Origin of the sequence: Acinetobacter sp. WCHAc060025 (genome assembly GCF_004209355.1) — a bacterium.
In the GTDB taxonomy this organism is placed as follows: Bacteria; Pseudomonadota; Gammaproteobacteria; order Pseudomonadales; family Moraxellaceae; genus Acinetobacter; species Acinetobacter wuhouensis.
In genome coordinates, this window is sequence record NZ_SGSX01000010.1 from 124,400 (window position 1) to 148,340 (window position 23,941).

Annotated in this window: 22 protein-coding genes and 1 CRISPR repeat array; of the genes, 6 read left to right on the forward strand and 16 right to left on the reverse strand. The window is 39.4% G+C overall.

The window, feature by feature from the left end; genetic code table 11:
- Positions 1-31: 31 nt before the first annotated feature.
- Together EXE09_RS10230 and EXE09_RS10235 are read left to right on the forward strand one after the other, a co-directional pair.
- Positions 32-727: a hypothetical protein gene (locus tag EXE09_RS10230; RefSeq protein ID WP_130117200.1), complete on the forward strand. Its 696-nt coding sequence runs from the start codon at positions 32-34 to the stop codon at positions 725-727.
- 240 nt (positions 728-967) lie between these two features.
- Positions 968-1,318 carry a hypothetical protein gene (locus EXE09_RS10235; protein WP_130117201.1) on the forward strand — a complete coding sequence of 117 codons (351 nt, stop codon included), beginning with the start codon at positions 968-970 and terminating at the stop codon, positions 1,316-1,318.
- Positions 1,319-1,414: 96 nt separating this feature from the next.
- Here the strand turns inward: EXE09_RS10235 and EXE09_RS10240 are convergent, their stop codons facing one another.
- Both EXE09_RS10240 and EXE09_RS10245 read right to left on the reverse strand, forming a co-directional pair.
- Positions 1,415-1,681 carry a YeaC family protein gene (locus EXE09_RS10240; RefSeq protein WP_068975373.1) on the reverse strand — a complete coding sequence of 89 codons (267 nt, stop codon included), beginning with the start codon at positions 1,679-1,681 and terminating at the stop codon, positions 1,415-1,417.
- A gap of 2 nt (positions 1,682-1,683) precedes the next feature.
- The gene (locus tag EXE09_RS10245) at positions 1,684-2,622 is read right to left on the reverse strand and encodes an NAD(+) kinase (RefSeq protein WP_130117202.1); all 939 of its coding nucleotides are present in this window, start codon (positions 2,620-2,622) and stop codon (positions 1,684-1,686) included.
- A 157-nt stretch (positions 2,623-2,779) separates the two neighbouring features.
- On the opposite strand from EXE09_RS10245, the gene mrcB reads away from it, so the two are divergent.
- The gene (mrcB, locus tag EXE09_RS10250; RefSeq protein ID WP_068975375.1) at positions 2,780-5,173 is read left to right on the forward strand and encodes a penicillin-binding protein 1B; all 2,394 of its coding nucleotides are present in this window, start codon (positions 2,780-2,782) and stop codon (positions 5,171-5,173) included.
- A gap of 92 nt (positions 5,174-5,265) precedes the next feature.
- Positions 5,266-5,835 carry a tetratricopeptide repeat protein gene (locus tag EXE09_RS10255; RefSeq protein ID WP_130117233.1) on the forward strand — a complete coding sequence of 190 codons (570 nt, stop codon included), beginning with the start codon at positions 5,266-5,268 and terminating at the stop codon, positions 5,833-5,835.
- 39 nt (positions 5,836-5,874) lie between these two features.
- On the opposite strand, the gene EXE09_RS10260 is transcribed toward EXE09_RS10255, so the two are convergent.
- Positions 5,875-6,786: an NUDIX domain-containing protein gene (locus EXE09_RS10260; protein WP_130117203.1), complete on the reverse strand. Its 912-nt coding sequence runs from the start codon at positions 6,784-6,786 to the stop codon at positions 5,875-5,877.
- 140 nt (positions 6,787-6,926) lie between these two features.
- On the opposite strand from EXE09_RS10260, the gene hemP reads away from it, so the two are divergent.
- Positions 6,927-7,097, forward strand: coding sequence for a hemin uptake protein HemP (gene hemP, locus EXE09_RS10265; RefSeq protein ID WP_004721884.1), 171 nt, complete (start codon positions 6,927-6,929; stop codon positions 7,095-7,097).
- A gap of 173 nt (positions 7,098-7,270) precedes the next feature.
- Here the strand turns inward: hemP and EXE09_RS10270 are convergent, their stop codons facing one another.
- The 4 genes from EXE09_RS10270 to EXE09_RS10285 all read right to left on the reverse strand — a co-directional run bounded on the left by EXE09_RS10270 (position 7,271) and on the right by EXE09_RS10285 (position 11,819).
- The gene (locus tag EXE09_RS10270; protein WP_130117204.1) at positions 7,271-8,629 is read right to left on the reverse strand and encodes a sensor histidine kinase; all 1,359 of its coding nucleotides are present in this window, start codon (positions 8,627-8,629) and stop codon (positions 7,271-7,273) included.
- A gap of 64 nt (positions 8,630-8,693) precedes the next feature.
- Complete coding sequence (locus EXE09_RS10275; protein WP_087552558.1) at positions 8,694-9,365, reverse strand: response regulator transcription factor; 672 nt, start codon at positions 9,363-9,365, stop codon at positions 8,694-8,696.
- A gap of 189 nt (positions 9,366-9,554) precedes the next feature.
- Positions 9,555-9,914, reverse strand: coding sequence for a NirD/YgiW/YdeI family stress tolerance protein (locus EXE09_RS10280; RefSeq protein WP_130117205.1), 360 nt, complete (start codon positions 9,912-9,914; stop codon positions 9,555-9,557).
- 147 nt (positions 9,915-10,061) lie between these two features.
- Positions 10,062-11,819 carry a GspE/PulE family protein gene (locus EXE09_RS10285; protein WP_130113433.1) on the reverse strand — a complete coding sequence of 586 codons (1,758 nt, stop codon included), beginning with the start codon at positions 11,817-11,819 and terminating at the stop codon, positions 10,062-10,064.
- Between the two features lie 172 nt (positions 11,820-11,991).
- Between EXE09_RS10285 and EXE09_RS10290 the strand changes: the two genes are divergently transcribed.
- Positions 11,992-13,251 carry an MgtC/SapB family protein gene (locus EXE09_RS10290; RefSeq protein WP_130117206.1) on the forward strand — a complete coding sequence of 420 codons (1,260 nt, stop codon included), beginning with the start codon at positions 11,992-11,994 and terminating at the stop codon, positions 13,249-13,251.
- Positions 13,252-13,256: 5 nt separating this feature from the next.
- A CRISPR array of direct repeats spans positions 13,257-13,704; the repeat unit is 28 nt; unit sequence TTTCTAAGCTGCCTACATGGCAGTGAAC.
- A gap of 35 nt (positions 13,705-13,739) precedes the next feature.
- Here EXE09_RS10290 and cas1f read toward each other — a convergent pair.
- The 9 genes from cas1f to paaE all read right to left on the reverse strand — a co-directional run bounded on the left by cas1f (position 13,740) and on the right by paaE (position 23,764).
- A complete protein-coding gene (gene cas1f / locus EXE09_RS10295; protein WP_130117207.1) occupies positions 13,740-14,642 on the reverse strand; it encodes a type I-F CRISPR-associated endonuclease Cas1f in 903 nt (300 codons plus the stop codon).
- Between the two features lie 200 nt (positions 14,643-14,842).
- On the reverse strand, positions 14,843-15,439 hold the full coding sequence (locus tag EXE09_RS10300) for a DapH/DapD/GlmU-related protein (protein ID WP_130117208.1): 597 nt from the start codon (positions 15,437-15,439) through the stop codon (positions 14,843-14,845).
- Positions 15,440-15,800: 361 nt separating this feature from the next.
- Positions 15,801-16,742 carry a PaaX family transcriptional regulator C-terminal domain-containing protein gene (locus tag EXE09_RS10305; RefSeq protein ID WP_087552548.1) on the reverse strand — a complete coding sequence of 314 codons (942 nt, stop codon included), beginning with the start codon at positions 16,740-16,742 and terminating at the stop codon, positions 15,801-15,803.
- A 58-nt stretch (positions 16,743-16,800) separates the two neighbouring features.
- The gene (gene paaK / locus EXE09_RS10310) at positions 16,801-18,111 is read right to left on the reverse strand and encodes a phenylacetate--CoA ligase PaaK (protein WP_130117209.1); all 1,311 of its coding nucleotides are present in this window, start codon (positions 18,109-18,111) and stop codon (positions 16,801-16,803) included.
- A 79-nt stretch (positions 18,112-18,190) separates the two neighbouring features.
- Positions 18,191-19,402, reverse strand: a complete 1,212-nt coding sequence (pcaF, locus tag EXE09_RS10315; protein WP_130117210.1) for a 3-oxoadipyl-CoA thiolase — start codon at positions 19,400-19,402, stop codon at positions 18,191-18,193.
- 12 nt (positions 19,403-19,414) lie between these two features.
- Positions 19,415-20,980 carry a 3-hydroxyacyl-CoA dehydrogenase gene (locus EXE09_RS10320; protein ID WP_130117211.1) on the reverse strand — a complete coding sequence of 522 codons (1,566 nt, stop codon included), beginning with the start codon at positions 20,978-20,980 and terminating at the stop codon, positions 19,415-19,417.
- A 2-nt stretch (positions 20,981-20,982) separates the two neighbouring features.
- Positions 20,983-21,774, reverse strand: a complete 792-nt coding sequence (paaG, locus tag EXE09_RS10325) for a 2-(1,2-epoxy-1,2-dihydrophenyl)acetyl-CoA isomerase PaaG (RefSeq protein WP_130117212.1) — start codon at positions 21,772-21,774, stop codon at positions 20,983-20,985.
- Complete coding sequence (locus EXE09_RS10330; RefSeq protein ID WP_130117213.1) at positions 21,774-22,544, reverse strand: enoyl-CoA hydratase-related protein; 771 nt, start codon at positions 22,542-22,544, stop codon at positions 21,774-21,776. The genes paaG and EXE09_RS10330 overlap by 1 nt, the downstream gene beginning before the upstream one ends.
- Before the next feature lie 161 nt (positions 22,545-22,705).
- Complete coding sequence (gene paaE / locus EXE09_RS10335) at positions 22,706-23,764, reverse strand: 1,2-phenylacetyl-CoA epoxidase subunit PaaE (protein ID WP_130117214.1); 1,059 nt, start codon at positions 23,762-23,764, stop codon at positions 22,706-22,708.
- Between the last annotated feature and the right edge of the window lie 177 nt (positions 23,765-23,941).

The following is a 23,941-nucleotide window of genomic DNA, read 5'->3' on the forward strand; positions in this document are numbered from 1 at the left end:
AGAGTCATTTTATTGGGGAATAAATTGACTCATGGAACATTATATTAAAACTGATTTAGGCATTCAGGCATTACAACAGCGCTCTTTTCAACTTAATGCCCGCCAAAGACAGCTTTTACTTTTGATCGGAACAGATGACTTTAAAATATTGAATAGTGGATTAAAACAACGCCTAGCCACACCTGAACTGATTCAACAACTCGAAGATTTAGGGCTCATTTTTCAAAACCAAACTCATCAAGCAAATCCCGTTACAATTGAATCTACTCAGCGCCAACAATCCCCTGTTCAAAACGTAGACTCGAAAAATTCCAATCAAAAACTCGAATTAAAGAACAAGGAATACCCTACTGAGATTACTTCACAGCAAGACTCTAAAGAATCATCAACATCCAACATTCAAGTCAGTGAAAAGTTAATTGAAAATGTCCAAGCCAAACCAATACTCGAAAATGTTGTTGAAACCGTAGAATCTATTCAATCCGAACGTATAAGTCTTTCTTTTAATGAAATTCAACAAACAATGTCTAATTTATTGCAAACCCATTGCGGACTCATGGCAAAGCAACTCATCGTCAAAATACAACAGGCGACATCAGTACGTGAATTAAAACTTTGCCAAATGCAATGGATTACCGCTCTACAGGAATCAAGAATTTCACCGATCCTACTGAATCAAACCATGCAGCAAATCAATTATTCATTACAACATTTACAATCATCTTAAATAAAGTAGATTTGCCAATTTTACAATCTTGATTTAGATAAATCAGAAGATCAACTTAGCGCTTTTAAAGTGCTTCTCAGTCTTTTTTTGTCTAATTTTTTAAATTTTAAAATAAACTTATCAATAACTTGTGAAATTTCACCATAAAATTAAAACAATTGAATCAAATACTTTAGACTTTTGCTGAATCAACGACATCGTATTTTGAACGTATAAAAGTTGTTTTGGGGAAATTTACAAATGACGCATACACGGTATATCCAATTTCATCCTGCGGACGATCCAACTCAACTCAGTAAAATTGGTAATTGGGTCATTACATTTTTGAGTGATCAACATTCAAATAAAACACAACTTGCGATCACCAATGTCATCCCATGCCAAATTCTAGAGACACTACAACCTCGTCGATTTGTAATTGAAAATATGCAAACTACACAAAATTGGTCGATTCAATCCATTGAATGTTTTGATAGTACGTTGAATAAAACATTTGAATTAGAATTGGACTCATATCAAGCCATACAATTTATCCAACAATTATTGTCTGAATTTGAACGTTATGATGTTGAAGCTGTTTATAACGATTGACTATTGGGGGAGTTACTAAAAATTTATTCATCCCAAAAAAAATCACATGGCAATCTAACCATGTGATTTTTCTTTATTGCCCAATAAGCAAATAAATTATACAAAACGAATCGGTTTAAACTCAGGTTCAGGCACATGAGAATCACACTCCTCACCTTCTTCCTTATGACCTTTGTCGATATAACCTGAACGCTCTTTTTCAGGAACATTTTGATGTTCCCAAGCAATCACAGCTTGCATACAAATTTGACGTTGCTCTGCGGTTAACACAACACCATTTGGCCATTTACCGATTTCAACGGCTGTTTTTAAACGCTCAACAATATCAGCATCTAAAATAGATAGCATTTGTTCAATATTCATGGTCAATCCTGCTGAAATGAATCAAAATCTTGATTCCAACCAAGTTTCGTACGACAAGCCATATAGAAGTCATAGCCTGGTGGATGTAATAGTATAAGTTTGAATGGATGTTTGCGAATATGCAAACTATCTCCAATATTGAGTGAAACACTATGTTGCCCATCGGCACTGACCATCGGCAAAACACGGTTTTCACGAATCAATATTTTAATTTCACTTTGTCCACCGACGACGATAGGACGAGATGATAATGTATGAGGATGCATAGGCACTAAAGCGATAGCATCCATACTTGGATGTAGAATTGGACCACCACCTGAAAGCGCATAAGCTGTTGAACCCGTTGGGGTAGAAACAATTAAACCATCACTGTGCTGACGATAGACATACTGACCATCAATATTCAATTCAAAATCAATCATGTGTACAGATTTACCTGAATGAAGCACCACATCATTCAAAGCAATTGCATCATAAATGCTTTCATTTTTAGAGCGAATTTCCATTTCCAATAGAAACCGGCGATCTAACTGGAAGTCACCTTTTAAGACTTGATCGAGTTTAAATAGAACTTCAGTCGGGGTAATATCGGTTAAAAATCCCAAACGACCGCGGTTAACACCCAGCACTGGCGTATTGTATTTAACTAAAGCTCTTGCAGCATGAAGTAAAGAGCCATCACCACCCACCACAATAACCAGATCCACCACTTCGCCAAGCAGATTTTTACTGACCGTTTGCGTATTGGGATAAGGAACCAATGCGGCAGTGGCTGTATCAAAAACTGGATGTAAGCCTAAACTCAATAAATGATCATGGATTAAACACAAGGTATCAATCACTGATGATTTATCAGGTCTGCCAATCAAACCGATATTACGAAACGTTTTTGGTGAAATTTGCACAGATGCGGTAGCTCCACTTAATATCTGAGATATAATAACACTTTCAGAATATTTTTATAAAATCATTCATAAATGAAAACAAATAGAAACTTTAAAATGCCTTTAAATTTGTTTATTTCACAGATTTATTATTGCAAATTTAAGAAAAGCTTCGCATGATTAGCGAAAATAAATTGGGTATTATCATCTATATATGAAGACCGAACGTGGTATAGGCTTAATTGCACTGATTTTTTGTGTATTGGTTATTGCTGTATTTCTCGCATTTAGCGTCTACTTAATTCGCCTCGACAATGTGATTCGAGATAAATTTGAAGGAAACCGTTGGGATATTCCTGCGAAAGTATTTGCTCGTCCTTTAGAAATCTATGCAACTGCGCCTATCGCTCAGTCTGACTTTGAACAAGAATTAAAACTACTCGGCTATAAAGGCAGTGATAGTTATACCAAATCAGGGACTTATGTTACCCAGCCCAACACTGTATATGTCCATACTCGTGGCTTCGATTTTGGCGATAGCGTAGATCCTGAACAAGTGCTTCAAGTTTCATTTACTGGTGATACGGTTGCAGATGTCAAAGCAACTAAACCGACCAATACTGGCATTGCACGTTTAGAGCCGATGTTGATTGGTGGTATTTACCCGCAACATAATGAAGACCGTGTCTTGATTAAGCTGAATAAGGTTCCAAAGCCTTTGATTGAAGCGTTAATTGCCACTGAAGACCGTAATTTTTATAAACATCATGGTATTTCGTTCCGTGGTACAGCACGTGCTTTAGTGAGTAACGTGACAGGTGGTAAGCGTCAAGGTGGTTCAACATTAACCCAACAGTTAGTGAAAAACTTTTTCTTAACCCCTGAAAAAACGCTAAAACGTAAAGTCAATGAAGCGCTGATGTCATTGCTACTTGAACTTCACTATAGTAAGGATGAACTTTTAGAAGCTTATTTAAATGAAGTGAATCTAGGTCAAAGTGGTAACTATTCGGTCAATGGTTATGGTTTGGCATCACAGTTCTATTTTGGCTTACCATTAAGCGAACTCAATATTTCCCAACAAGCTTATTTGGTTGGTTTGGTACAAGGCCCAACTTTATTTAATCCTTGGAAAAATCCTGAGGGTGCGAAAAAGCGTCGTAATATTGTGCTGAACAATATGTTGGTCATGGGTTATTTAGACCAAGCGCAATATGAAAAAGAAATTGCTCGTCCACTCAATGTTGTCAGTAAACCATCACTTGGCAATGCAAGTTTCCCTGACTTTTTAGATATTGTCCGTCGTCAGCTTAAAACTGAATACCAAGAAACTGATTTAACCAATCAAGGTTTGAGAATTTTTACAACTTTAGATCCGATTGCACAAACACGTGTTCAAAATAGTTTTAGAGAAACAGTAAAACGTTTAGTCAGTTCAAATCCTGCTCGTTTGAAAGACCTACAAGGTGCAGTACTCATTACTCGTCCTGAAAATGGTGAATTGATTGCAGCTGTTGGCTCAACACAAGATTTCACTGGTTTTAACCGAACTGTAGATGCGAAACGTCAAGTTGGTTCATTACTCAAGCCAGTAATTTATTTAAGTGCTTTGGAATCTGGTCGATATAACTGGGCATCGCAAATTGAAGACTCGCCAATCAGTATTCCAACCGATGGGAATAAGTCTTGGACACCGAAAAACTACAGTGGTAGTGGCTATGGCTTTGTCCCAATGTCACAAGCTTTGGCAAATTCCTACAACTTATCTGCTGTACGCTTGGGGAATGAATTTGGTATTTCAACATTTAGCAATAATTTGACTAAATTTGGCGTAACTTCAAAAATTCCAAACTACCCGTCAATTTTCCTCGGTGCTGTAGATATGTCACCAATGGAAATGACCAGTATTTACGGTAACTTCGCAACAGGTGGATTTAAATATCCAACCAAAGCCATCAGAACCGTGGTTGACTCAAATGGTCGCTTACTTGAACGTTTTGCATTAAATGTACAGCAAACCATTGATCCCTCTACAGCCTATTTACTGAATTTTGGCTTACAACAAGTGATGTCTTCAGGTACAGGGCGTGCGGCGTATGCGAGCCTCCCTGCTGAATTGAAACTTGCGGGTAAATCTGGAACGACCAATGATACCCGCGATTCATGGTTTGCAGGCTACTCAGGTAATCACTTGGCGGTGGTGTGGTTAGGCTTAGACAATAACAAAATAACTGGCTTAACAGGTTCTTCAGGTGCATTACCTGTTTGGACCAATGTCATGAAACAATTGCGTCAAAAACCTGTGAATTTGCGTCAAACTGATGATATTTCATGGCAATGGATTAATTCTGGAACAGGTGAACTTTCTGCGCAAGGCTGTGCAGGTGCAATGTATATTCCATTGCTTAGACATACTGTACCGAATCGTGCTGATGCCTGCGGTGCTTCACATTACCAAGTCGAACCGCAGTACATACCTGATACACAACAAAACAGCTCTCAAGCGCAATCAAGCGATAGTATGGACAACTATATCCGTGAAAGTGAAGACAGCATGGATCAAGACTCACGTGGTCGTGTGATTTCAAGTGGCAGTTATAGTCATTGATATTAGAAATTGAGATTAGAAACTAATATTGGAAATTGAACACCTAAATTGATTTTTGGATGGTTGTTGATATGAAAAGTTATACCGCTCGTATGCCTAAGATTGGTTATGTCACCACGTTATTGACGATATTCATGGTGACTGGCTGCCAAACTGTTCCCGAACAAAGCAACCATCCTAAAAAGCCGATAGAGAAACAACAAACCACCCCTCACAAACAAGGTGTTCCGACACCTGATGGTGTGAAAATCACCCCTTATGAACGTCCTGAAATAAAACGTGAACAAGCTCCAGTGATTATTCCGCAACAAAAAGTTCAAAACCAAACATTTGATGATGGGAAAAATATTCCTGCTGTTCAACAGCTTTTGCAACAAACTCAATCTGCATTTCAGAAAGGTCAATGGGATGAGGCTGAACGCTTCGCACTCAATGCACAACGTCTTGCACCCCAATCAGCCGATGTATTTGCGTATTTGGCGCGTATCGCCAATCAAAAGAAGCAATATGCCAATGCTGAATCTTTAGCACGCCGTGGACTCAGTTATGCACAAAGCACCACGCAAAAGAAAGTGTTCTGGAATGTTATTCTACAATCTGCACAACAGCAGAAAAATCAACAAATCATTGCAGAAGCATTAAGACATTTACAAAGTTTGTAATATCAATTTTTCAATATTCCTCATGCTTCCATAACACGATTAAAAATTACGAATCCCTGCAACACCATAAGCACCATGTTGCTGTGCGATCTCTAAATCATTCGGCTTCAAACCGCCTAATGCAAAAACAGGAATATCTATACTTTCTACATAGCTTGCAAATGTATTCCATCCCAGACCATGTGCTTCAGGGTGCGATTCAGTAGCTAAAACAGGGCTTAAAATCACAGCATCGTAGCCAAGCACCTGTGCTTTTTGTAAAGAAACTAAATCATGACACGCGGCGATACATCGAATCCCTGTGGGTAATTGCCCTGCCATTTGCGCCATCAATTGATCATGTTTGAAATGAATTGCTGAAACCTTTTTCTGAATCTGTTCAGATAATTGTTCCCACAAATCCACATTGACAATCAATTTAGACAAAGCTATATCATCTAATTGTTGAATTTGATCAATTGCAGTCTGATCTGCCTCAGTTCGGAAATAAAAAAGTTTGTGATTCAAATCAGCACCAGTAGTTTCAACAAGTGTATCAATCTCAGCTGAAATCTTAATCTGTTGCGCCCAAACTAAACGCTGAACAATCGCTTGATTGGCTTTAGGAAAATTCAGTTCTAGTAATTGATCACGACGATACCACGTCCACGGCTTTTGAATATCATTGAGATATTTCTCAGGAACTTGTGCATGAAACAAGTGTAAATATACTTCTATATCATCATATTCATGATGAATCACATCAAACACATGCCATTGTTTGATGCCGATTCCCACTTCCTCAAAAATCTCACGACGACATGCTTCACCAGGTGTTTCCCCAGCTTCAACTTTACCGCCAGGGAATTCATATTTATTGCCCTGATGCTGATCTGCATTGCGCCATCCAACCAAAACTTTTCCACGGTGAAATAATAAGGCAATTGCCACATGAACACTGGGTTTAGACATCTAAACGAATCCCTGAAATTTTATAGAATTGTAAGCAATTATAGAAAATTTATAAATGATAAAAATTATCGTTGACAGAGATATTCGATAATGATTATCATTTAAATCACTTAGACAGCACCCCACATGGAGTCACAATAATGAACGCACCATTTAGCCTATTCACTCGTAATACTGAAGCTCACCAATCATTACCGATGTTACATTCAAACAATTTATTCGCACTTGGTCGTGAAATTCGCATCATGCATGCAGGAGAAGAATATCGTTTACGTTTAACACGTAACAATCGTCTGATATTGACCAAATAATTATAAGAATTTTAATTAAAACAAAAAACGTGGGAACAAGCAGTATGAATCAGCGCATGCTGCTTTTTTAAGTATTAATACATTTCAAATATTCTCCTCCAAGACTCACCATTTTTTAAAATACTGATCAAAAAACACTAACCGTTGGATAAATCGAATAAAAACCTTAAAAACTAATGAAGATAAAGACTCACTTTTAAACCTCCATGCTCCGAAGCTTCAATATGCATCTGTCCACGGTGCAACTCAGCAACTTTTTTACAAATGGATAATCCCAAACCTGAACCTTGCGTTTTTGTACCCAAAGCCCGATAAAAGCGCTCTCCTAAATGTTTTAAAATGTCTGGGGGAATACCCTCTCCATCATTTTCAATTTCAAATACTTCCCAGTTGTTTAAATATCCAAGATGGATGTAAATATTTCCCTGCGGAGGCGTATAACGAATCGCATTGTCGATTAAATTACGGATGCAGATGAAGAGTAGTTCCTCATTGCCATATACTTTTACTTGTTCATTTTCAATGTGAAGCTGAATCTGTTTTTCACGTAATTGCGACGCTAAAGTCTGTAAAACCTCTTGCGTGATTGCTTCCAAATCCAAACACGTTTTGGTTAATTCACTGTCATCACTTGGATCTAAACGTGCCAAAAGTAATAAATTTTCGAGTACTTGTGTACCACGATGAACGTCTTGTTGGATATTGTCTAAATACGGTTGTAACTCAGGTAAATCTTGATATTTACGTTTTAGCACTTGCAAGCGCATTTGAATCGCAGAGAGTGGTGAACGTAACTCATGCGAAGCATCCGCAGTAAATCGTTGCTCATTGCTGAGTGCTTGATCTAAACGAGTTAACATCTGATTGAGCTGATTGACCATCGGTTGCAACTCTTGAAACTCTGGTTGCGGTTGCTGAATGGTCGATAAATCTTGGGCATTTTTTCCTGCAATTTCATTGGAAAGTTGCTGAATCGACTTGAATTGTTTCTTAACTGAAAAATGCAAAACGCCCCATTGCACAGCCCATAAACCTAACAATACTGCAAGATAAGTGAAGAAACTCTGAGAGAGATCTTTAAAGCGTACACTGAGCGGTTGTAGCATGTTCACCATTAATTTTGAGTCATCATCTGATGCTTGGTAACTTCGTTGCAAACGTTGATCAATCCATACAATGTCATAGCCATTTTGTAAGTCTGTGATCATTCGTTTCTGTGCTACATGCTTTTTTTCGGTATCAATTTCATCTGCGGCAGACTCAGTTGAATCTGTTAGTAACTGTTGTCCATTCACCAGTTGATATTGGATATCAAACTCATCACTCAATTCATCCAGTTGTGAACCTGAGTTTTGGCTGAGATCAGACTTCAACAGCATATCTGCAACTTCATCCATGATTTGATCTTGGACTTTCATGGTGTGATAAATCGAAATCCCCACCAAAAGCAATAACGCAAGCAACCCTGCCACAATCGAACTGAGCATAGATGTTTTTATCAGTCTTTTTCGGAGCGAAATTGCTTGGGTCATTGTTGCCTTTTTAAATATCAAAATGAGTTGTGGATGAATTTATGGTTCAAGGTGCTGAACAGATTCAATCTTGTGTCGTATTCTGATTCATTCGATAACCTAAGCCACGTAAGGTCTTAATCAAATGGCTACCGATTTTTTTCCGTAATTGATAGATATACACTTCTATGGCATTACTTTCTATTTCATCGCCCCAAGCATATAAAGATTCTTCTAACTGCTCACGCGTCACCACATGTTCAGGTTTTTGCATCAATTTATACAAAATTTGAAATTCTTTTGCTGTTAAAGCCACCGCTTGCTGATCTTGGAAAACCGTTTTTGCTTGGGGATCTAGTACCAAATTGGCATATTTGATTTCATTGACATTACTCGACTGCGACTGTCTCAGTTGAGCGCGGACACGGGCTGATAATTCTTCAAGGCTAAAGGGCTTGACCAAATAATCATTTGCACCCAAATCCAAACCTTGGACACGATCTTGAATGGTATCTCTTGCTGTGAGAAAAATCACAGGTGTATCTGGATAAAGCTTTTTAAGTCGCTGTAGAATTTCATCGCCAGTCGCTTTAGGCAGACCACGATCTAAAAGCACACAATCATACTGATGCTGTTCGATAGCTAAAATAGCGTGATCACCACGTTCAACCCAATCAACATTATAACCATCCATTTCCAACCAAGATTTAATGCTTTCAGCCTGTGAGCTATCGTCTTCTGCAAGCAAGATACGCATAAAGCACCTATTTAATGGGTTAATGAATCAGGGAATCTCTGTCTTTTATAAAATAAATTACAAAATAAATCTGTAGGAACTTGTTGAATGCTTTGGCTAAAGCGAAAAAACCACATGTATCTACATGTGGTTTTAGTTTACAGACGCTTTAAATCAATCTTGCGACTGAATCAATCGGCTGTGAATGAATTAAAACTGAACAGCATCCACATCTATTTCAACACGCTTGGTTGGTTTGTAGTCGATGTCTACTTCACCAATCAACGTAACTGTTGTATTTGGCGCAATCGGTTTGCCTTGCCATAATTCATCATCAATATCGACAGTGATCGTACCTGTGCTGTCACGGAATTGATATTTTTCATCACCAGTCGCTTTTACAACATGACCACGCAGTTGTACCTTGGTATCATCTTTGAACGTCAAAGCTTGTTTTACCGTGGTTAAGCTCGGTGTCAATGCTGATTGGTTGACCGCTGTATTTGCAACTGCAAATGTCGCTGTACCAATTAAACCTGCCACTAAAATTGTTTTAGAAATTGAGTTCATCTTCTTACCTCATTGCTGTTTGTTATTTCGATAAAGCTATTTAAACAAATCAACATGAGGTGAATCTTAGGAATTCTTCATTTTCAATTTTAAATGCAAATTTTAATTTCCATTTTTAAACGTAAATCTTAGCAGCTCATTTAAAAACTAATTCAAAGGTACTACTCTTAACACTTCTTCTAAAGTCGTCACGCCTTCTAAAACTTTACGTGCCCCTGAAATTCGTAACGGTTCAATCCCTTCTTGCTTCGCTTGCTGTCTTAAATCATCCAAATTGGCATTAGCACTGATCTTTTGTTTGGCTTCAAGACTGATTGGCATAAATTCATAAATCCCAACACGCCCTTTATAACCTGTATGACGACATTCTTCACAGCCTACAGCTTTATAGACAAAATTAGGCATTTTGGTCTGATAACCGAAAGTCAGATGTTTCCATTCTTGCTCATTAATAAAGGTTTCTTGTTTACAACTTGGGCACAGTCTACGCACGAGTCGTTGCGCCAAAACGCCTAGAATGGTTGCAGCTGTTAAAAATGGCTGAACGCCCAAATCATGTAAACGCGTCAAACTTGAGGGCGCATCATTGGTGTGTAAAGTGGATAGTACTAAGTGACCTGTCAATGCCGCTTGAATCGCCATATTGGCAGTGTCTTGGTCACGGATTTCCCCGACCATGATAATGTCAGGATCTTGACGCATCAACGCACGAATACCATCGGCAAAACCGAGATCAATGCCTTGATTCACCTGCATTTGGTTAAAGCTTGGTTCTAACATTTCAATCGGGTCTTCGATGGTACAGACATTGACTTCTTCAGTCGCTAATTGCTTGAGCGACGAATAAAGCGTGGTGGTTTTACCCGATCCTGTTGGACCTGTCACCAGAATAATGCCATGACTATGTTGTGTCAGTGCCTGCCACTGTGATAATAAATGTTCATCAAAACCTAATTGTTGGAAACTACGTACCAGCACTTCTGGGTCAAAAATACGCATCACCAACTTTTCACCAAAGGCTGTCGGCAATGTCGATAAACGCAGTTCTGTTTCTTGCCCTTTTGGTGTACGCGTTTTTAAACGACCATCTTGCGGTTTACGTTTTTCTGCAACATTCATCCGACCTAAAATTTTAATTCGGGAAATCACCGCAGTCAGTGTATTGGCAGGCATGTTGTAAATCGTATGCAACACCCCATCGATACGGAAACGGATTTTTCCTTTTTCTTTACGTGGTTCAAGATGAATATCACTTGCACCCTGTTCAAAAGCGAACTGTAGAACCCAATCGACGAGTTTGACAATGTGTTGATCATTGGCATCTGGATTTTGCGTATCGCCCAATTGTAAAAGTGCTTCTACACCTTTATTTTCCTTATCATAAGCTCCTGACTTTTGTGAATTATTCACCGCACGACTGACTTGATAATATTCAACCAAATAACGCTGTAACTGTTCAGGATTGAGTAAAACTTTTTCAATTTTCTTCGGGCTTAAACTACGTTCTAAGTTATGTATCCAATCGGTGGTAAATGGTTGTGCTGTACCAATCAGAATCTTATCCGCACTCACCTCCACGGCGAGAATTTTATTTCTCAATGCAAACTCTTGCGACATCACACTGGTCAATGAAGTCACATCTGCTTTTAATGGATCTATGGTAAATAAATTGATCTGGGCTTTTTCGGCTAACCATTCGCTCAGTGCTGTGAGTGTTAATCGTTTGATTGGATCTTTGGCATCAGGCAATTTAAAATGCGCAATCCATTGCAATGGATGCCATTTCAACTGTTCACGCTGACGGTGTGTAGTTTGAATCAATAACTTTTCACGTTCGGTGATACGCTCATCTTTTAATAATTGTTCTAAACACCAAGCTGTATCGATTTCAAAATTAAATTGCATTGTTATCTATCCCCAAAACTAGAACTACTATAGCAAAATTAGCTTTTATATCACTTGAATTTTTATTGTTCCTTTCATCTTTTGAATAAACTCAAAAATAGCTTATGTTTTTATGAACTTTGTTATACATTTAAAAGACTTAATTAATTCATGGTTTTATTTGGGGAGAGCTATGAATTTTATATCATTAAATCCGTTATCTCTTAATTCTTATACAGATTTTTTGACGATCATTGCTGCGGCTTTGGGTTGTGGACTTTTGATTGGTTTAGAGCGTGAACGCAGTAAACAACGTGAAAATCAGCATAGTTTTGCAGGTTTACGTTCTTTTGCAATTTGTGCGCTATTGGGCGCGGTTTGTTTTATTTTTGGTCCCTATTTCGGCATTATTGGCGCACTCGCTGTGACAGGCATTGCAATATATTCACTGAAAAATCAGATTGATGATCCTGGGGTTACCACTGAAATTGCGTTTGTTTTGACTTATTTTATCGGGGCAATGTGTCTGTGGAATATTTCCTATGCAGCAGGTTTATCCGTTATTTTAACGATTTTGCTCATGACCAAGCATTCTATGCATGGGATTGCGGGGAAATGGATTACTGAGGCAGAATTTAGGGATGGTATTTTTTTACTGGCTTTGCTTTTAATTGCGTTACCTTTAACTCCAAATAAACCGTTTTGGGGTTCAGTGCTCAATCCTTATGTCATTTTAAAATTACTCACTTTAATTTTGACTGTTCAAGCGCTTGCACATATTGCCAAGCGTTTATTGTCCTCAAAAAATGCCATGATGCTTTCCTCTTTGGCTTCCGGCTTTGTTTCCAGTACTGCAACGATTGCAAGTTTAGGTTTAGAGGTTCGTAATGGTCGTGCTGATGCGAAAGCCAATGCTGGTGCGGCATTGATGTCTTGTGTGGCGACAATTTTACAACTTTTGATTATTGTCATTGGGATAAGTTTGTCGTGGTTTAAAGTCATTCTTCTTCCAAGCCTTATTGCCATGTTGATTTTGAGCATTTTCTCGGTATGGTTCATGCGTAGTTCTCAAACTTTAGAAAGTGTTCAACAGTCAGACAGTCGGATGTTTAGTTTAAAAGAGGCTGCGATTATTGTTATTTCGTTAACGGTGATTCAAGCGGGTGTCTATGGGCTGAATGTTATTCTTGGTGATGCTGGGTTAATTGCGGGAACGCTTTTGGCATCTTTGTTTGAAATTCATGGCGCGCTTTCAACAATTGTGATTCAAGGCGAGCCTAGTAATTCAGTTTTGGCTTGGGCATTTGGACTTGGTTTGGGCGCACACGCAATTGCAAAATCGGTCAATGCTCTCCTTACAGGTGGAACACGTTTTGCTTTAGTTTTTGCTCCGATTCAAATTTTGCATATGACGATTTTTGTCCTGATTTTTTTCTGGATGCTCAATTTGTAGTGGTTTTTCTAAGCTGCCTATATGGCAGTGAACCTACACCTGTATTTCGTGGAACTTACCACAATTTTCTAAGCTGCCTACATGGGAGTGAACAGCGTAAATGGCGGGCGGATTTTCATTTAGTTTTTCTAAGCTGCCTACATGGGAGTGAACAGCGTAAATGGCGGGCGGATTTTCATTTAGTTTTTCTAAGCTGCCTACATGGCAGTGAACACTTCGTCATCTTCCCAATAATTTTCTTATCATTTCTAAGCTGCCTACATGGCAGTGAACATTCGTTCCATTATTCTTTTTTCTTCCAGTGTTTTCTAAGCTGCCTACATGGCAGTGAACTGAAAAGAAAATGCATTTCTTGAAACTGTTGATTTCTAAGCTGCCTATATGGCAGTGAACACACAACAGTTGTTCAGGAGTTTGTTGAGCAATTTCTAAGCTGCCTACATGGCAGTGAACATATATTACTTTCCCCAAGTCAGTATTTTTTATTTCTAAGCTGCGCGATGCTCGGTAAATTTCTGCAATACCTGCTGACGAAACTCTTGCTCAGACATCTTTTCTTTGGCACAAATAAATGCATAGGGCAGAACCACGGCATCCTTAATTAAATCCGCCACATCAAAAACCAAAGCACCACGACGGGTTTTACCATGCATCACCGCAAAACCATGTGGAATGCCTAATACCCAAAGCGTGGTTGCAGCGAGTCCATAGGCTAAATAATTGCCATGATTAAGAAAATCATTAGCTAAATCACCCTGTTCAGGATTACGGCTAAAATCTTTAGAACCTGTACGTTTTGCCGCGATTTTATACAGTTGTTTGGTGGTTACAGCTTCGGCAAGTAATAAATCACCGACTTTATTTAAATTTGGAATTTCCTTTTCAAAGCCATTTAATGCATTTTGAATATCCAGATCATCTAAATAAAAACCTTCGGCTTTTAAATCCCGATCTTTGTCCCAAATTTTTCGGATAAATTCGATACGTGCAAGTTGGAACTGTTTTGCGACCTCTAAGCGTTTCGTATCATCAAACCAGAACTGCATCCATCCCTGCATATACTCCGTTGGGCGATACTCACTTTGTGGTGTCATCCATTCGATTTCACAGCCCATAAACAATGGCGTTCCGCCACCGCCACAAAAACCGACCAATACGCCTGCACTCGCAAGCATACGCATAGCTGCCTGTGTGATGGACGTACCTGTGCCAAGCATCACTACCGTAGTATTGGCAATGGGAATATTCCAGTATTGATTTTCATTTTTAGCTTCGGTCAGATACAGTACCCGACCATCTTTTTGCATGACACGGGCGTGCTCAAGATAGTAAATATTGGCACGTTTAGAATGTAATATTGCTTTTAAGTCTGAAGGATTAAGCTGTTCCATTTTTATTCAAAATTATAATGTATTCACAGCAGTATAATCAGAATAATAGGAAGTTATAGTTATACCAACGAATGATACGACAAAATACGTCGCTTAAGAATCAAACCATTTTATTGATGATTTCAGATCTGTTTAGCAGTACAAGAACCAGTCTTCATCAACTTGAATAATGGCGATGAACTGTACAAATAATTTTTAATTCAGTTATTTTTTGTCTGATGCTGCCCACCAAAAACTTCATGCGTCAAACGCCCTGTTTGAACTTCTGTATGGGGTTCGACTTCCTGCAATGTATTTAAACAACGCTGTGCCAAGTGGATATATTCCTCAGTCCCTTTGCTTTTCCACGCAATTTCTTTGGCTTCCAAATCACGAATCACTTTTGCAGGACTGCCCAAAGCCAAAACATTGGCAGGAATGATCGCTTTGGCTTTGACGGTACTATTCGCCCCAATAATCGTATTTTCGCCAATTTCAGCATAATCTAAAATCACGCTGTTCATCCCCACTAAAACATTTTTGCCAATTTGACAGCCATGTAAAATCGCAGCATGTCCGATATGTCCGTATTCTTCGACAACAGTCACGCTATTTGGAAATCCGTGAATCACGCAATTATCCTGTACATTGGCATTTTTTTTGATGTGAATGCCACCAAAATCAGCACGTAAGGATGCAAAAGGTCCGATATATACGCCTTCTTCGATGATCACATCACCAATTAACACCGCTGTCGGATGTACATAGGCTTTGGGGCTGACGACAGGAATCACACCATCAATAGCATAACAGGTCATATTTTAGTCCTTTAAAAAATAATAACATTGTGAAAATATAAATAATTTATCTTGAGTTTTATATATGTCATATCATTCTGAAAATATAAACTTCTCACTCAACAGCAACATCTATATCACTTAATGCAATAGCATCATTTATAGTGAAATCAATAGACTTCTTGCGAAAGTTAGTTTCGGTAAGATTTAGATCAATATTGAAATGTTCCCTCTCCTTTTAGGAGAGGGTTAGGGAGAGGTTTTTATTTATGAACCCTCATCCTAACCTTCTCCCAAAGGGAGAAGGGACTCCCGATATTTTTTTGAATAACGCAAGAAGCCAATATAAAACTATATATTTGTGATAAACCATTTTATAAAATCAAACAGCTAACTCTTCCTGTTTTAAACCACCAAAACGTTTATAAAATTGCGGATGCAGTGGTGGCATTGCCCCTTCAGAAGTTCGTGCAAACTCCATAAAGAATTCTTCACCGCTCGACACCACCAATTGATACAAATTACTGCTCAAATTACGGGCATTTAACGACAACCAATTGGAAGGTAATAATTCCGATGGCAAATCAGGGTCTTTGAGTAAAATACGGCGATATTGATGAATCAATAAAATCCGAATTTGAAACGCCTGAACTGCATCTAAATCATCGGCATTTTCAACAATATTCATAAACTCACGGAAGTCTTTGATAAATTTATCATAACGGGCATGTAACTCTGCCACTGACCAATTGGTTTCCACCATCCGTTTAACTGTTGGATAAGATTCTTGCCAAAGTTGTAGTGTTTCAGCTTTGAAAATCACCACTTGATCGGTCATTTTCAGATTGAGCAATAAATTTTGCAGTTTTAAATGATCACAGCCCGGATATGCCATCACATTACTTGCGATATTGGCAAAACCTAACCATTCCAACTCTTTCTTTAACACCAATTTATTTTCAAGATCAACCGAACTGAGCAGTACCAAATCCCATTTTTGATCCCATTCGATATGGTTGAAATTATAAATTTTAGCATCGGCTTGTACAAAGCGCTGTCGACTCGTTTCAGTCACTCGATAGTAGCTGGTGCGCCCGATTTTCTCGGACACCAACCAACCATTTTGCACCAAACGAAACACCGCAGTCCGCACCGAACGTTCATTGAATCCAAACACATCCATCAATTGAATCAGACTTGCAAGGCTGATAATTCCACCATGATGATAAACGCAATCACCAAATACCGTCATGATCAAAGACGTGCCACTCAGCGCTTCTTTGCCAATAAAATCATCAATTGCCTGTTTGAGTTTTGGATTCATATCGTTTCACTATTACCTTATATTTTTCAACCCATTCTATGCAGCATCAGCGTATCCACTAAGCAGACTTACAGTGTTCCTGAACAACATGTCGAATGTCAAATACACGTTGTGCTTTGCCTTCTGAACGTGGCAATGTGCCTTCCTGTAGAATTTCAACGCTGACTGAAATTCCCACCATGGTTTTGATCTGACTTTTCAGTTGTGTCGCCAATTGTTGGGTTAAATCAGGATGAATATCTTGACGCATTTCAGTACGAATATGCAATGTATCTAAATGACCTTGCTTACAAATTTGAATTTCATAATTCGGCAAAAGTTGCGGAATATGTAAAATTTGTTCTTCGATCTGCGTTGGGAACACATTTACCCCACGAATAATCATCATATCATCACTGCGACCGACAATTTTATCCAGACGGCGCATTGGACGTGCAGTTCCTGCCAATAGTCGGGTTAAGTCACGGGTACGATAACGAATGACAGGCATACCTTCTTTGGTAATGGTGGTGAATACTAATTCACCTAACTCACCATCTGCCAATACTTCACCTGTTTCAGGGTTGATGATTTCAGGATAAAAATGATCTTCCCAAATGGTTGGACCATCTTTACTTTCAAGACATTCCATCGCCACCCCCGGTCCCATCACTTCCGATAAACCGTAAATGTCCAATGCATTGATACCGAAACGATCTTCAATCTCTTTACGCATTTCATTGGTCCACGGTTCAGCACCAAATACGCCTGTTTTGATTGAACATTTTGCCGTACCAAATTTTTTCTCTAAGGCTTCAATGATATTTAGACAGTAGGATGGCGTGACCATCAACGCAGTTGGTTTAAAATCATTGATTAATTGCGCTTGTTTATCGGTTTGCCCACCTGACATCGGAATCACGGTTGCGCCTAAACGTTCAACACCATAATGCGCACCCAAACCACCTGTAAATAAGCCATAACCATAAGACACTTGAATGGTATCTTTATTGCTTAATCCTGCGGCACGGAGTGAACGTGCGACCACATCCGCCCAAATGTTAATATCATTTTGGGTATAACCCACCACCGTTGGTTGACCTGTGGTACCCGATGAAGCATGGACACGGACAATCTGCTCTTGTGGCACAGCAAACATGCCAAAAGGATAATTATCACGTAAATCTTTTTTGGTGGTAAATGGAAATTTGGCTAAATCTTCCAAGCTTTTTAAATCATCAGGATGCACACCTGCATCATCAAATTTCTTTTTATACACGCTACTGTTGTCATAAGCATGTTGCAAAGTCTTTTTCAGACGTTGTAATTGCACACTGCGTAATTCATCAATAGATGCAGTTTCGATTTGTTCCAAAGCATTATTATTCATCTTATTTCTCCTTGAACAGCCATCCTTTGGCTGTCATTTACAATCCTGTTGTGTCTTAACTTTTAATCCATAAAAAAGCTTAAGCGACATTTTCCAAAATCAGCGCTACACCTTGCCCAACACCGACACACATGGTGCAAAGTGCGTATTTCCCTTGACGACGTTTGAGTTCATGCATGGCAGTGATGACCAAACGTGTTCCACTCATACCAAGCGGGTGTCCTAGTGCAATTGCACCGCCGTTTGGATTGACCCGTGCATCATCGTCTTTTAAACCTAACTCACGCATTACTGCCAAAGACTGTGCTGCAAAAGCTTCATTCAACTCAATCACATCCATTTGATCCAAACTTAAACCTGAAAGTTTCAAGACTTTTTGCACCGCAGGTACAGGACCGATGCCCATATATTTGGCTTCTACACCCGCACTTGCAATCGCAATCACTTTGGCAAGTGGTTCTAAGGCATTGTCTTTAGCAAAATTTTCACTCGTTAAAAGTACACACGCTGCGCCATCATTGACACCCGATGCATTGCCCGCAGTCACCGAACCGCCTTCTTTACGAAATGGCGCTTTTAACTTCGCCAATGCTTCAAGTGTGGTATCTGCACGTGGATGTTCATCCTCAGTCACTTGAACCGTATTTTTCTTACGATCCGTAATATTTACAGGCAAGATTTCTGCTTTAAAAATACCACTTTGCTGTGCTTTTGCGGTTTTTTGTTGGCTGTTAAATGCAAATAAATCTTGATCTGCACGACTGATTTGATATTTTTCAGCCACATTTTCAGCCGTTTCAGGCATGCTATCCACACCAAAATTGGCTTTGAATTTTGGATTGATAAAACGCCAACCAATCGTAGTGTCATAAATACTTGGGGTACGGCTAAATGCAGCTTCAGGTTTCGACTGCACAAATGGCGCACGACTCATCGACTCCACGCCCCCTGCCAAGACAAATTGCGCTTCACCTGATTTGATCGCACGGGCTGCCAAACCTACTGCATCCAAGCCCGAAGCACATAGACGATTTACGGTAATTGCAGGAACAGCATCAGGTAAGCCCGCCAATAATGCAGCCATACGTGCCACATTACGATTATCTTCGCCTGCTTGATTGGCACAGCCTAAAATCACTTCGTCCAACTGTTCCCAAGGCAAATCAGGGTGTTGTTGTTTTAAATATTCAATTGGCAACGCTGCCAAATCATCAGCACGAATGCTGCTCAACGCACCTGCATAGCGACCAATCGGGGTACGAATTGCATCACAAATAAATACCTGTTCCATTATTCTTCTCCCTTAGCCTGCTTGTTTCAATGTTTGAGCTTCTGCTTTTTCATCTGCGTGATGAATAGATTGCAGTGCGACTTTTTTACGTAAATACAAGCTTGGACGATAACGTTCCTCGCCATAGATGCGGTATAAATTTTCAAGCGTGGTTAAAATCTGTGTATAACCGATTTGAATCGCCCATTGGAATGGACCTTGCGGATAATTCACACCATATTTCATTGCTGAATCAATATCTTGTTCAGTGGCAATGTCATGTAACACAGCTTCACAGCCTTCATTTACCAACAGGGCAATGCTACGCATCACGAACAATGCAGGATGATCTTTGACCCAAATACTTGTCACGCCTAATGTTGCAAAAAGTTGGCTGACTTTTTCACGATCAGCAGTGCTACATAATGGCGAAGCGGTTAAAACTACAGCCTTAGCCGTTGCCCAATCCGCATGCCAATCCATTAACACCACTTTTTCATGGGTATGGTCAATGTCTACAGACTGCCCTTGACTGAGTTGAATGGTAATGTCGTCCAAACGAAGCTGTTCATGATCTGCAATTGCATTGGAAATATGAATATTATCCGCATTTTTCAGGCGTTGAATCAGACCTGTGTCATGCGCCCATTCACCAACAACCTGTAGATTGAATGTTGCAGACTGAACAGCAGAAAGGTCAGCTAAATGATAGCTTGGTGTACGTTCTGTCTGATGATAATCATAAAAACCTTGTTGGCTTTTGCGACCATAACAACCTGCATCAACCAATTCTTTTTGGATCAACGATGGACGATAGCGTGGCTCATAGAAAAATTCTTGATAAACGCTTTGTGTCACTGAAAAATTGACATCTTGCCCAATTAAATCCGTCAGTTCACATGGACCCATGGCAAAATGACCACATTCACGCAAGATAAAATCAAGCTGTTCAGGCGTGGTGACATTTTCCTGCAATGCACGAAATGCTTCTGCATAATAAGGACGTGCAACACGGTTCACGATAAAACCCGGTGTCGATTTTGCTGTCACAGGAACTTTTTTCCATGCTTGCATCAAGCTAAATAATGACTGTGCAATCTGTTCTGATGTTTTTAAACCACGAATAATTTCCACCAATTTCATCACAGGTGCAGGGTTAAAGAAGTGCAAACCTACTACACGCTCAGGATGTGGAATCACTGAAGCAATTGCGATGATTGAAATCGAAGACGTATTTGAAGCAAAAATAGTCTGTTCTGAACATATCTCTGCAAGCTGTTTGAATAAACTTTGTTTAACTTCTTTCTTTTCCACTACAGCTTCAACGATCAAATCTGCAACCGAAAGCTGTTGAAGCTCTGCAACGATTTGAATATTGCCAAGTGTAGAATCAACCACGGCTTGGGTCATTTTTCCCAATTGCACACGTTTTTCAAGTTGTACTTTTAATTGTGCAAATGCAGCATTGGCTTTTTCAATATCCAAATCAAATACATAAGTTGCATGACCGTGCATGGCTGCGAGTTGGGTAATACCCATTCCCATTGTCCCTGCACCAATCACAGCGACTTTTGCTTGCTGTAAATTGAGATTTTGCATGATCAGCATCCTCTAAATTCAGGAGTACGTTTTTGCATAAATGCTTGTACGCCTTCTTTATAGTCACTTGAACGCCCTGCCAAACGTTGTAAATCACGTTCTAAAATCAGTTGTTCATCCAAATTATTGTCTGCTGCGGCATTGATGGCTTTTTTGATCAATGACAAACCATAAGTCGGTTGGGTTGCCAAATGTTCCGCCATTTTTGCAGCTTCAGCCTTCAACTCTTCATCTGCAACACATTGCCAAATCATGCCCAATTGCACCGCTTTTTCAGCAGGGATTTTATCGCCCAACATCGCAAGTCCCATCGCTTGTGCACGACCAACCAAACGTGGCAAGAACCATGTACCACCTGAGTCAGGCACTAAACCTAAACGACAGAATGCTTGGATAAATGAAGCCGATTGCGCTGCAATCACCACATCACATGCTAAAGCAATATTAGCCCCTGCACCTGCTGCCACACCATTTACTGCACAAATCACAGGTTTTGGCATTTCCGTAATCAATTTAATCAATGGGTTATAATATTTTTCAATTGAAAGACCCAAATCAGGTGCATCCGCATTTGGATCAACCACACGGTCACCCAAATCTTGCCCTGCACAAAAACCACGACCTTCCGCAGAGATCACCACTGCACGGATATTCGAATCTTTAGCCCATGCTTTTAAGGTTTGTGACACTTCCTGATGCATTGTTTCATTAAAGCTATTGAGCTGTTTTGGACGGTTAAACGTTAAATAACCGACTGCATTTTTTTCTTCTGCAATAATTGTTTGGTAATCCATCACACACCTCTAAAATTTGGTTGTCTTTTTTCTAAAAATGCATTGATGCCTTCTTGGCGATCTTGGGTCGCTGCAAGCCAAACAAAATGCTGACGTTCTTGCTTCAAGCCTTGGCTTAAAGTCACTTCATGAATTGATTTCAAAGATTGTTTAATCACACGGATCGCAAGTGGTGCTTGCTTGGCAATTTTTTCTGCAAGTTCAATCGCATATTGCACAGTTAATTGGGTCGGGCAAATTTGACTTGTGATGCCATGTTGCAATGCGGTCTGTGCTGAAATTCGCTCACCTGTCATCGCCCAACGCATAGTGAGTTGTTGTCCCACCAAACGTGCTAAACGCTGTGTGCCACCTGCACCCGGCAACATCCCCAAACCAATTTCAGGTAAAGCAAATTGTGCATTTTCACCTGTCAGTACGATGTCACCATGTAAAGCCAACTCAAAGCCTGCGCCAAAGGCAAAGCCATTGACTGCCACAATAATCGGTTTGGAAAACTCATCAATCTGTTTCCATAACAATGGACGTTGATCTTGTTGAATTGACACCACATCCAAGGCTGCAAGTTCATTTAAATCTGCACCCGCAGCGAAACAGCTTTCATTGCCGGTAATTACCACGGTTTTAATGTTTGAATCTGCATCCACACTTTTCAGTAAAGTCACAAGTTCTTGTAATGTGGCATTATTCAAAGCGTTGCGCTTTTCAGGGCGATTCAGCTCAATCAGCATCACGCCTGATTTCACTTTTTGGCTTTTTAAGAATTCCATCTCATTGCTCCACTTGATGTTTTGATTTGATTTTTATTAGATTTTTTCAATTTCTAAAATATCAAATCCTGATTCATCAAAACTGTATTCATCAATGTTCTGTTTTTACACGCTGTTTTAAGTTCTAAATTTCAATCTCGTGATTGAATCTTAAAACCCATTTAGTCATCAAAACTGATTCGCACATTTGGCGTTACAGGACGTGCCTGACAACTTAAAACATAACCACGCTCAACTTCTTCAGGCTCTAAGCTGTAGTTGATCGCCATGTCGACCTGACCTTCCAAAACTTTACATTTACAGGTAGCGCATACACCGCCTTTACATGCGTATGGCAAATCTGCACCTGCACGAAGCGCTGCATCTAAAATGCTGTCATCTTCTTTCGATACTTCAATGATCAACTCACGACCATCAAGTACGATATTGACTTTTTCTTCATTACGGCTTTCGATCTGTTCCGCAGTGGCTTTTTTCGCTGTACCTGTATTAAAGCGTTCAGTGTGAATTTTGCTGCGTTCAATACCAAGTTCAGGCAATACGGTTTCAATCGCATCCATCATTTCATCAGGACCACAGGCAAAACAGTGATCAAATTCTGCATTGATCAAATCAGCTTTAAATAATGACTGTAATTTTTCAGCATCAATACGACCATTAAATAAAGCACTGTCATTCATTTCACGCGAGAAAACATTCACCAACTGAAAACGATTTTTAAAGCGATCTTTCAAATCCATGATTTGCTCAGCAAACATGGTTTGTTTCCAAGTACGGTTGCCATAAATCAAAGTAAAATTGGCATCTTCCTGTTGCAATAATACGGTTTTGACAATGGATAAAATCGGGGTAATACCACTACCTGCGGCAAAGCCAAGATAATTTTTACCACCGACTTTGGCAGCTTTTTGGAAGAACACGCCTTGTGGTGGCATCACTTCAAGCTGATCGCCTGCTTTTAAATTGTCATTTGCCCAATTTGAAAATTGACCTTGATCAATTTTTTTAATGGCAATGCTCATGTCTTCATTGTGATCACTGCAAATCGAGTAACAACGGCGAATTTCACCTGCATCAGTTAAATGACGAATGGTGAGATGCTGCCCTGCTTGATATTGAAAATCAGCTTGTAATTCAGGGCTGACATCAAACGCAATACAAATTGCCTGCTCAGTTTGAGGCGTAATTGATTTTATGGTTAATGGTATAAATTGACTCATTTGAAAATCCCTCTTTCTGTTTAGATGTTTGTGTGTTTGAACAATATTTACTGTCTTTCTTAATCTCCCCTAACCCCTCTTTTAAAAAGAGGGGAACTATCCAAGCCAAAATAACTTCAGGATTGAAAGCTCCCTCCTTTCATAAAGGAGGGTTGGGGTGGATTTAAAGAATCATTC

What these genes read in the sequence shown, in the direction of transcription:
- EXE09_RS10230 (WP_130117200.1), top strand. Translation starts at nt 32, where the DNA reads ATGGAACATTATATTAAAACTGATTTAGGCATTCAGGCATTACAACAG.
- EXE09_RS10235 (WP_130117201.1), top strand. Translation starts at nt 968, where the DNA reads ATGACGCATACACGGTATATCCAATTTCATCCTGCGGACGATCCAACT.
- EXE09_RS10240 (WP_068975373.1), bottom strand. Translation starts at nt 1,681, where the DNA reads ATGAATATTGAACAAATGCTATCTATTTTAGATGCTGATATTGTTGAG.
- mrcB (WP_068975375.1), top strand. Translation starts at nt 2,780, where the DNA reads ATGAAGACCGAACGTGGTATAGGCTTAATTGCACTGATTTTTTGTGTA.
- EXE09_RS10255 (WP_130117233.1), top strand. Translation starts at nt 5,266, where the DNA reads ATGCCTAAGATTGGTTATGTCACCACGTTATTGACGATATTCATGGTG.
- EXE09_RS10260 (WP_130117203.1), bottom strand. Translation starts at nt 6,786, where the DNA reads ATGTCTAAACCCAGTGTTCATGTGGCAATTGCCTTATTATTTCACCGT.
- hemP (WP_004721884.1), top strand. Translation starts at nt 6,927, where the DNA reads ATGAACGCACCATTTAGCCTATTCACTCGTAATACTGAAGCTCACCAA.
- EXE09_RS10270 (WP_130117204.1), bottom strand. Translation starts at nt 8,629, where the DNA reads ATGACCCAAGCAATTTCGCTCCGAAAAAGACTGATAAAAACATCTATG.
- EXE09_RS10275 (WP_087552558.1), bottom strand. Translation starts at nt 9,365, where the DNA reads ATGCGTATCTTGCTTGCAGAAGACGATAGCTCACAGGCTGAAAGCATT.
- EXE09_RS10280 (WP_130117205.1), bottom strand. Translation starts at nt 9,914, where the DNA reads ATGAACTCAATTTCTAAAACAATTTTAGTGGCAGGTTTAATTGGTACA.
- EXE09_RS10285 (WP_130113433.1), bottom strand. Translation starts at nt 11,819, where the DNA reads ATGCAATTTAATTTTGAAATCGATACAGCTTGGTGTTTAGAACAATTA.
- EXE09_RS10290 (WP_130117206.1), top strand. Translation starts at nt 11,992, where the DNA reads ATGAATTTTATATCATTAAATCCGTTATCTCTTAATTCTTATACAGAT.
- cas1f (WP_130117207.1), bottom strand. Translation starts at nt 14,642, where the DNA reads ATGGAACAGCTTAATCCTTCAGACTTAAAAGCAATATTACATTCTAAA.
- EXE09_RS10300 (WP_130117208.1), bottom strand. Translation starts at nt 15,439, where the DNA reads ATGACCTGTTATGCTATTGATGGTGTGATTCCTGTCGTCAGCCCCAAA.
- EXE09_RS10305 (WP_087552548.1), bottom strand. Translation starts at nt 16,742, where the DNA reads ATGAATCCAAAACTCAAACAGGCAATTGATGATTTTATTGGCAAAGAA.
- paaK (WP_130117209.1), bottom strand. Translation starts at nt 18,111, where the DNA reads ATGAATAATAATGCTTTGGAACAAATCGAAACTGCATCTATTGATGAA.
- pcaF (WP_130117210.1), bottom strand. Translation starts at nt 19,402, where the DNA reads ATGGAACAGGTATTTATTTGTGATGCAATTCGTACCCCGATTGGTCGC.
- EXE09_RS10320 (WP_130117211.1), bottom strand. Translation starts at nt 20,980, where the DNA reads ATGCAAAATCTCAATTTACAGCAAGCAAAAGTCGCTGTGATTGGTGCA.
- paaG (WP_130117212.1), bottom strand. Translation starts at nt 21,774, where the DNA reads ATGGATTACCAAACAATTATTGCAGAAGAAAAAAATGCAGTCGGTTAT.
- EXE09_RS10330 (WP_130117213.1), bottom strand. Translation starts at nt 22,544, where the DNA reads ATGGAATTCTTAAAAAGCCAAAAAGTGAAATCAGGCGTGATGCTGATT.
- paaE (WP_130117214.1), bottom strand. Translation starts at nt 23,764, where the DNA reads ATGAGTCAATTTATACCATTAACCATAAAATCAATTACGCCTCAAACT.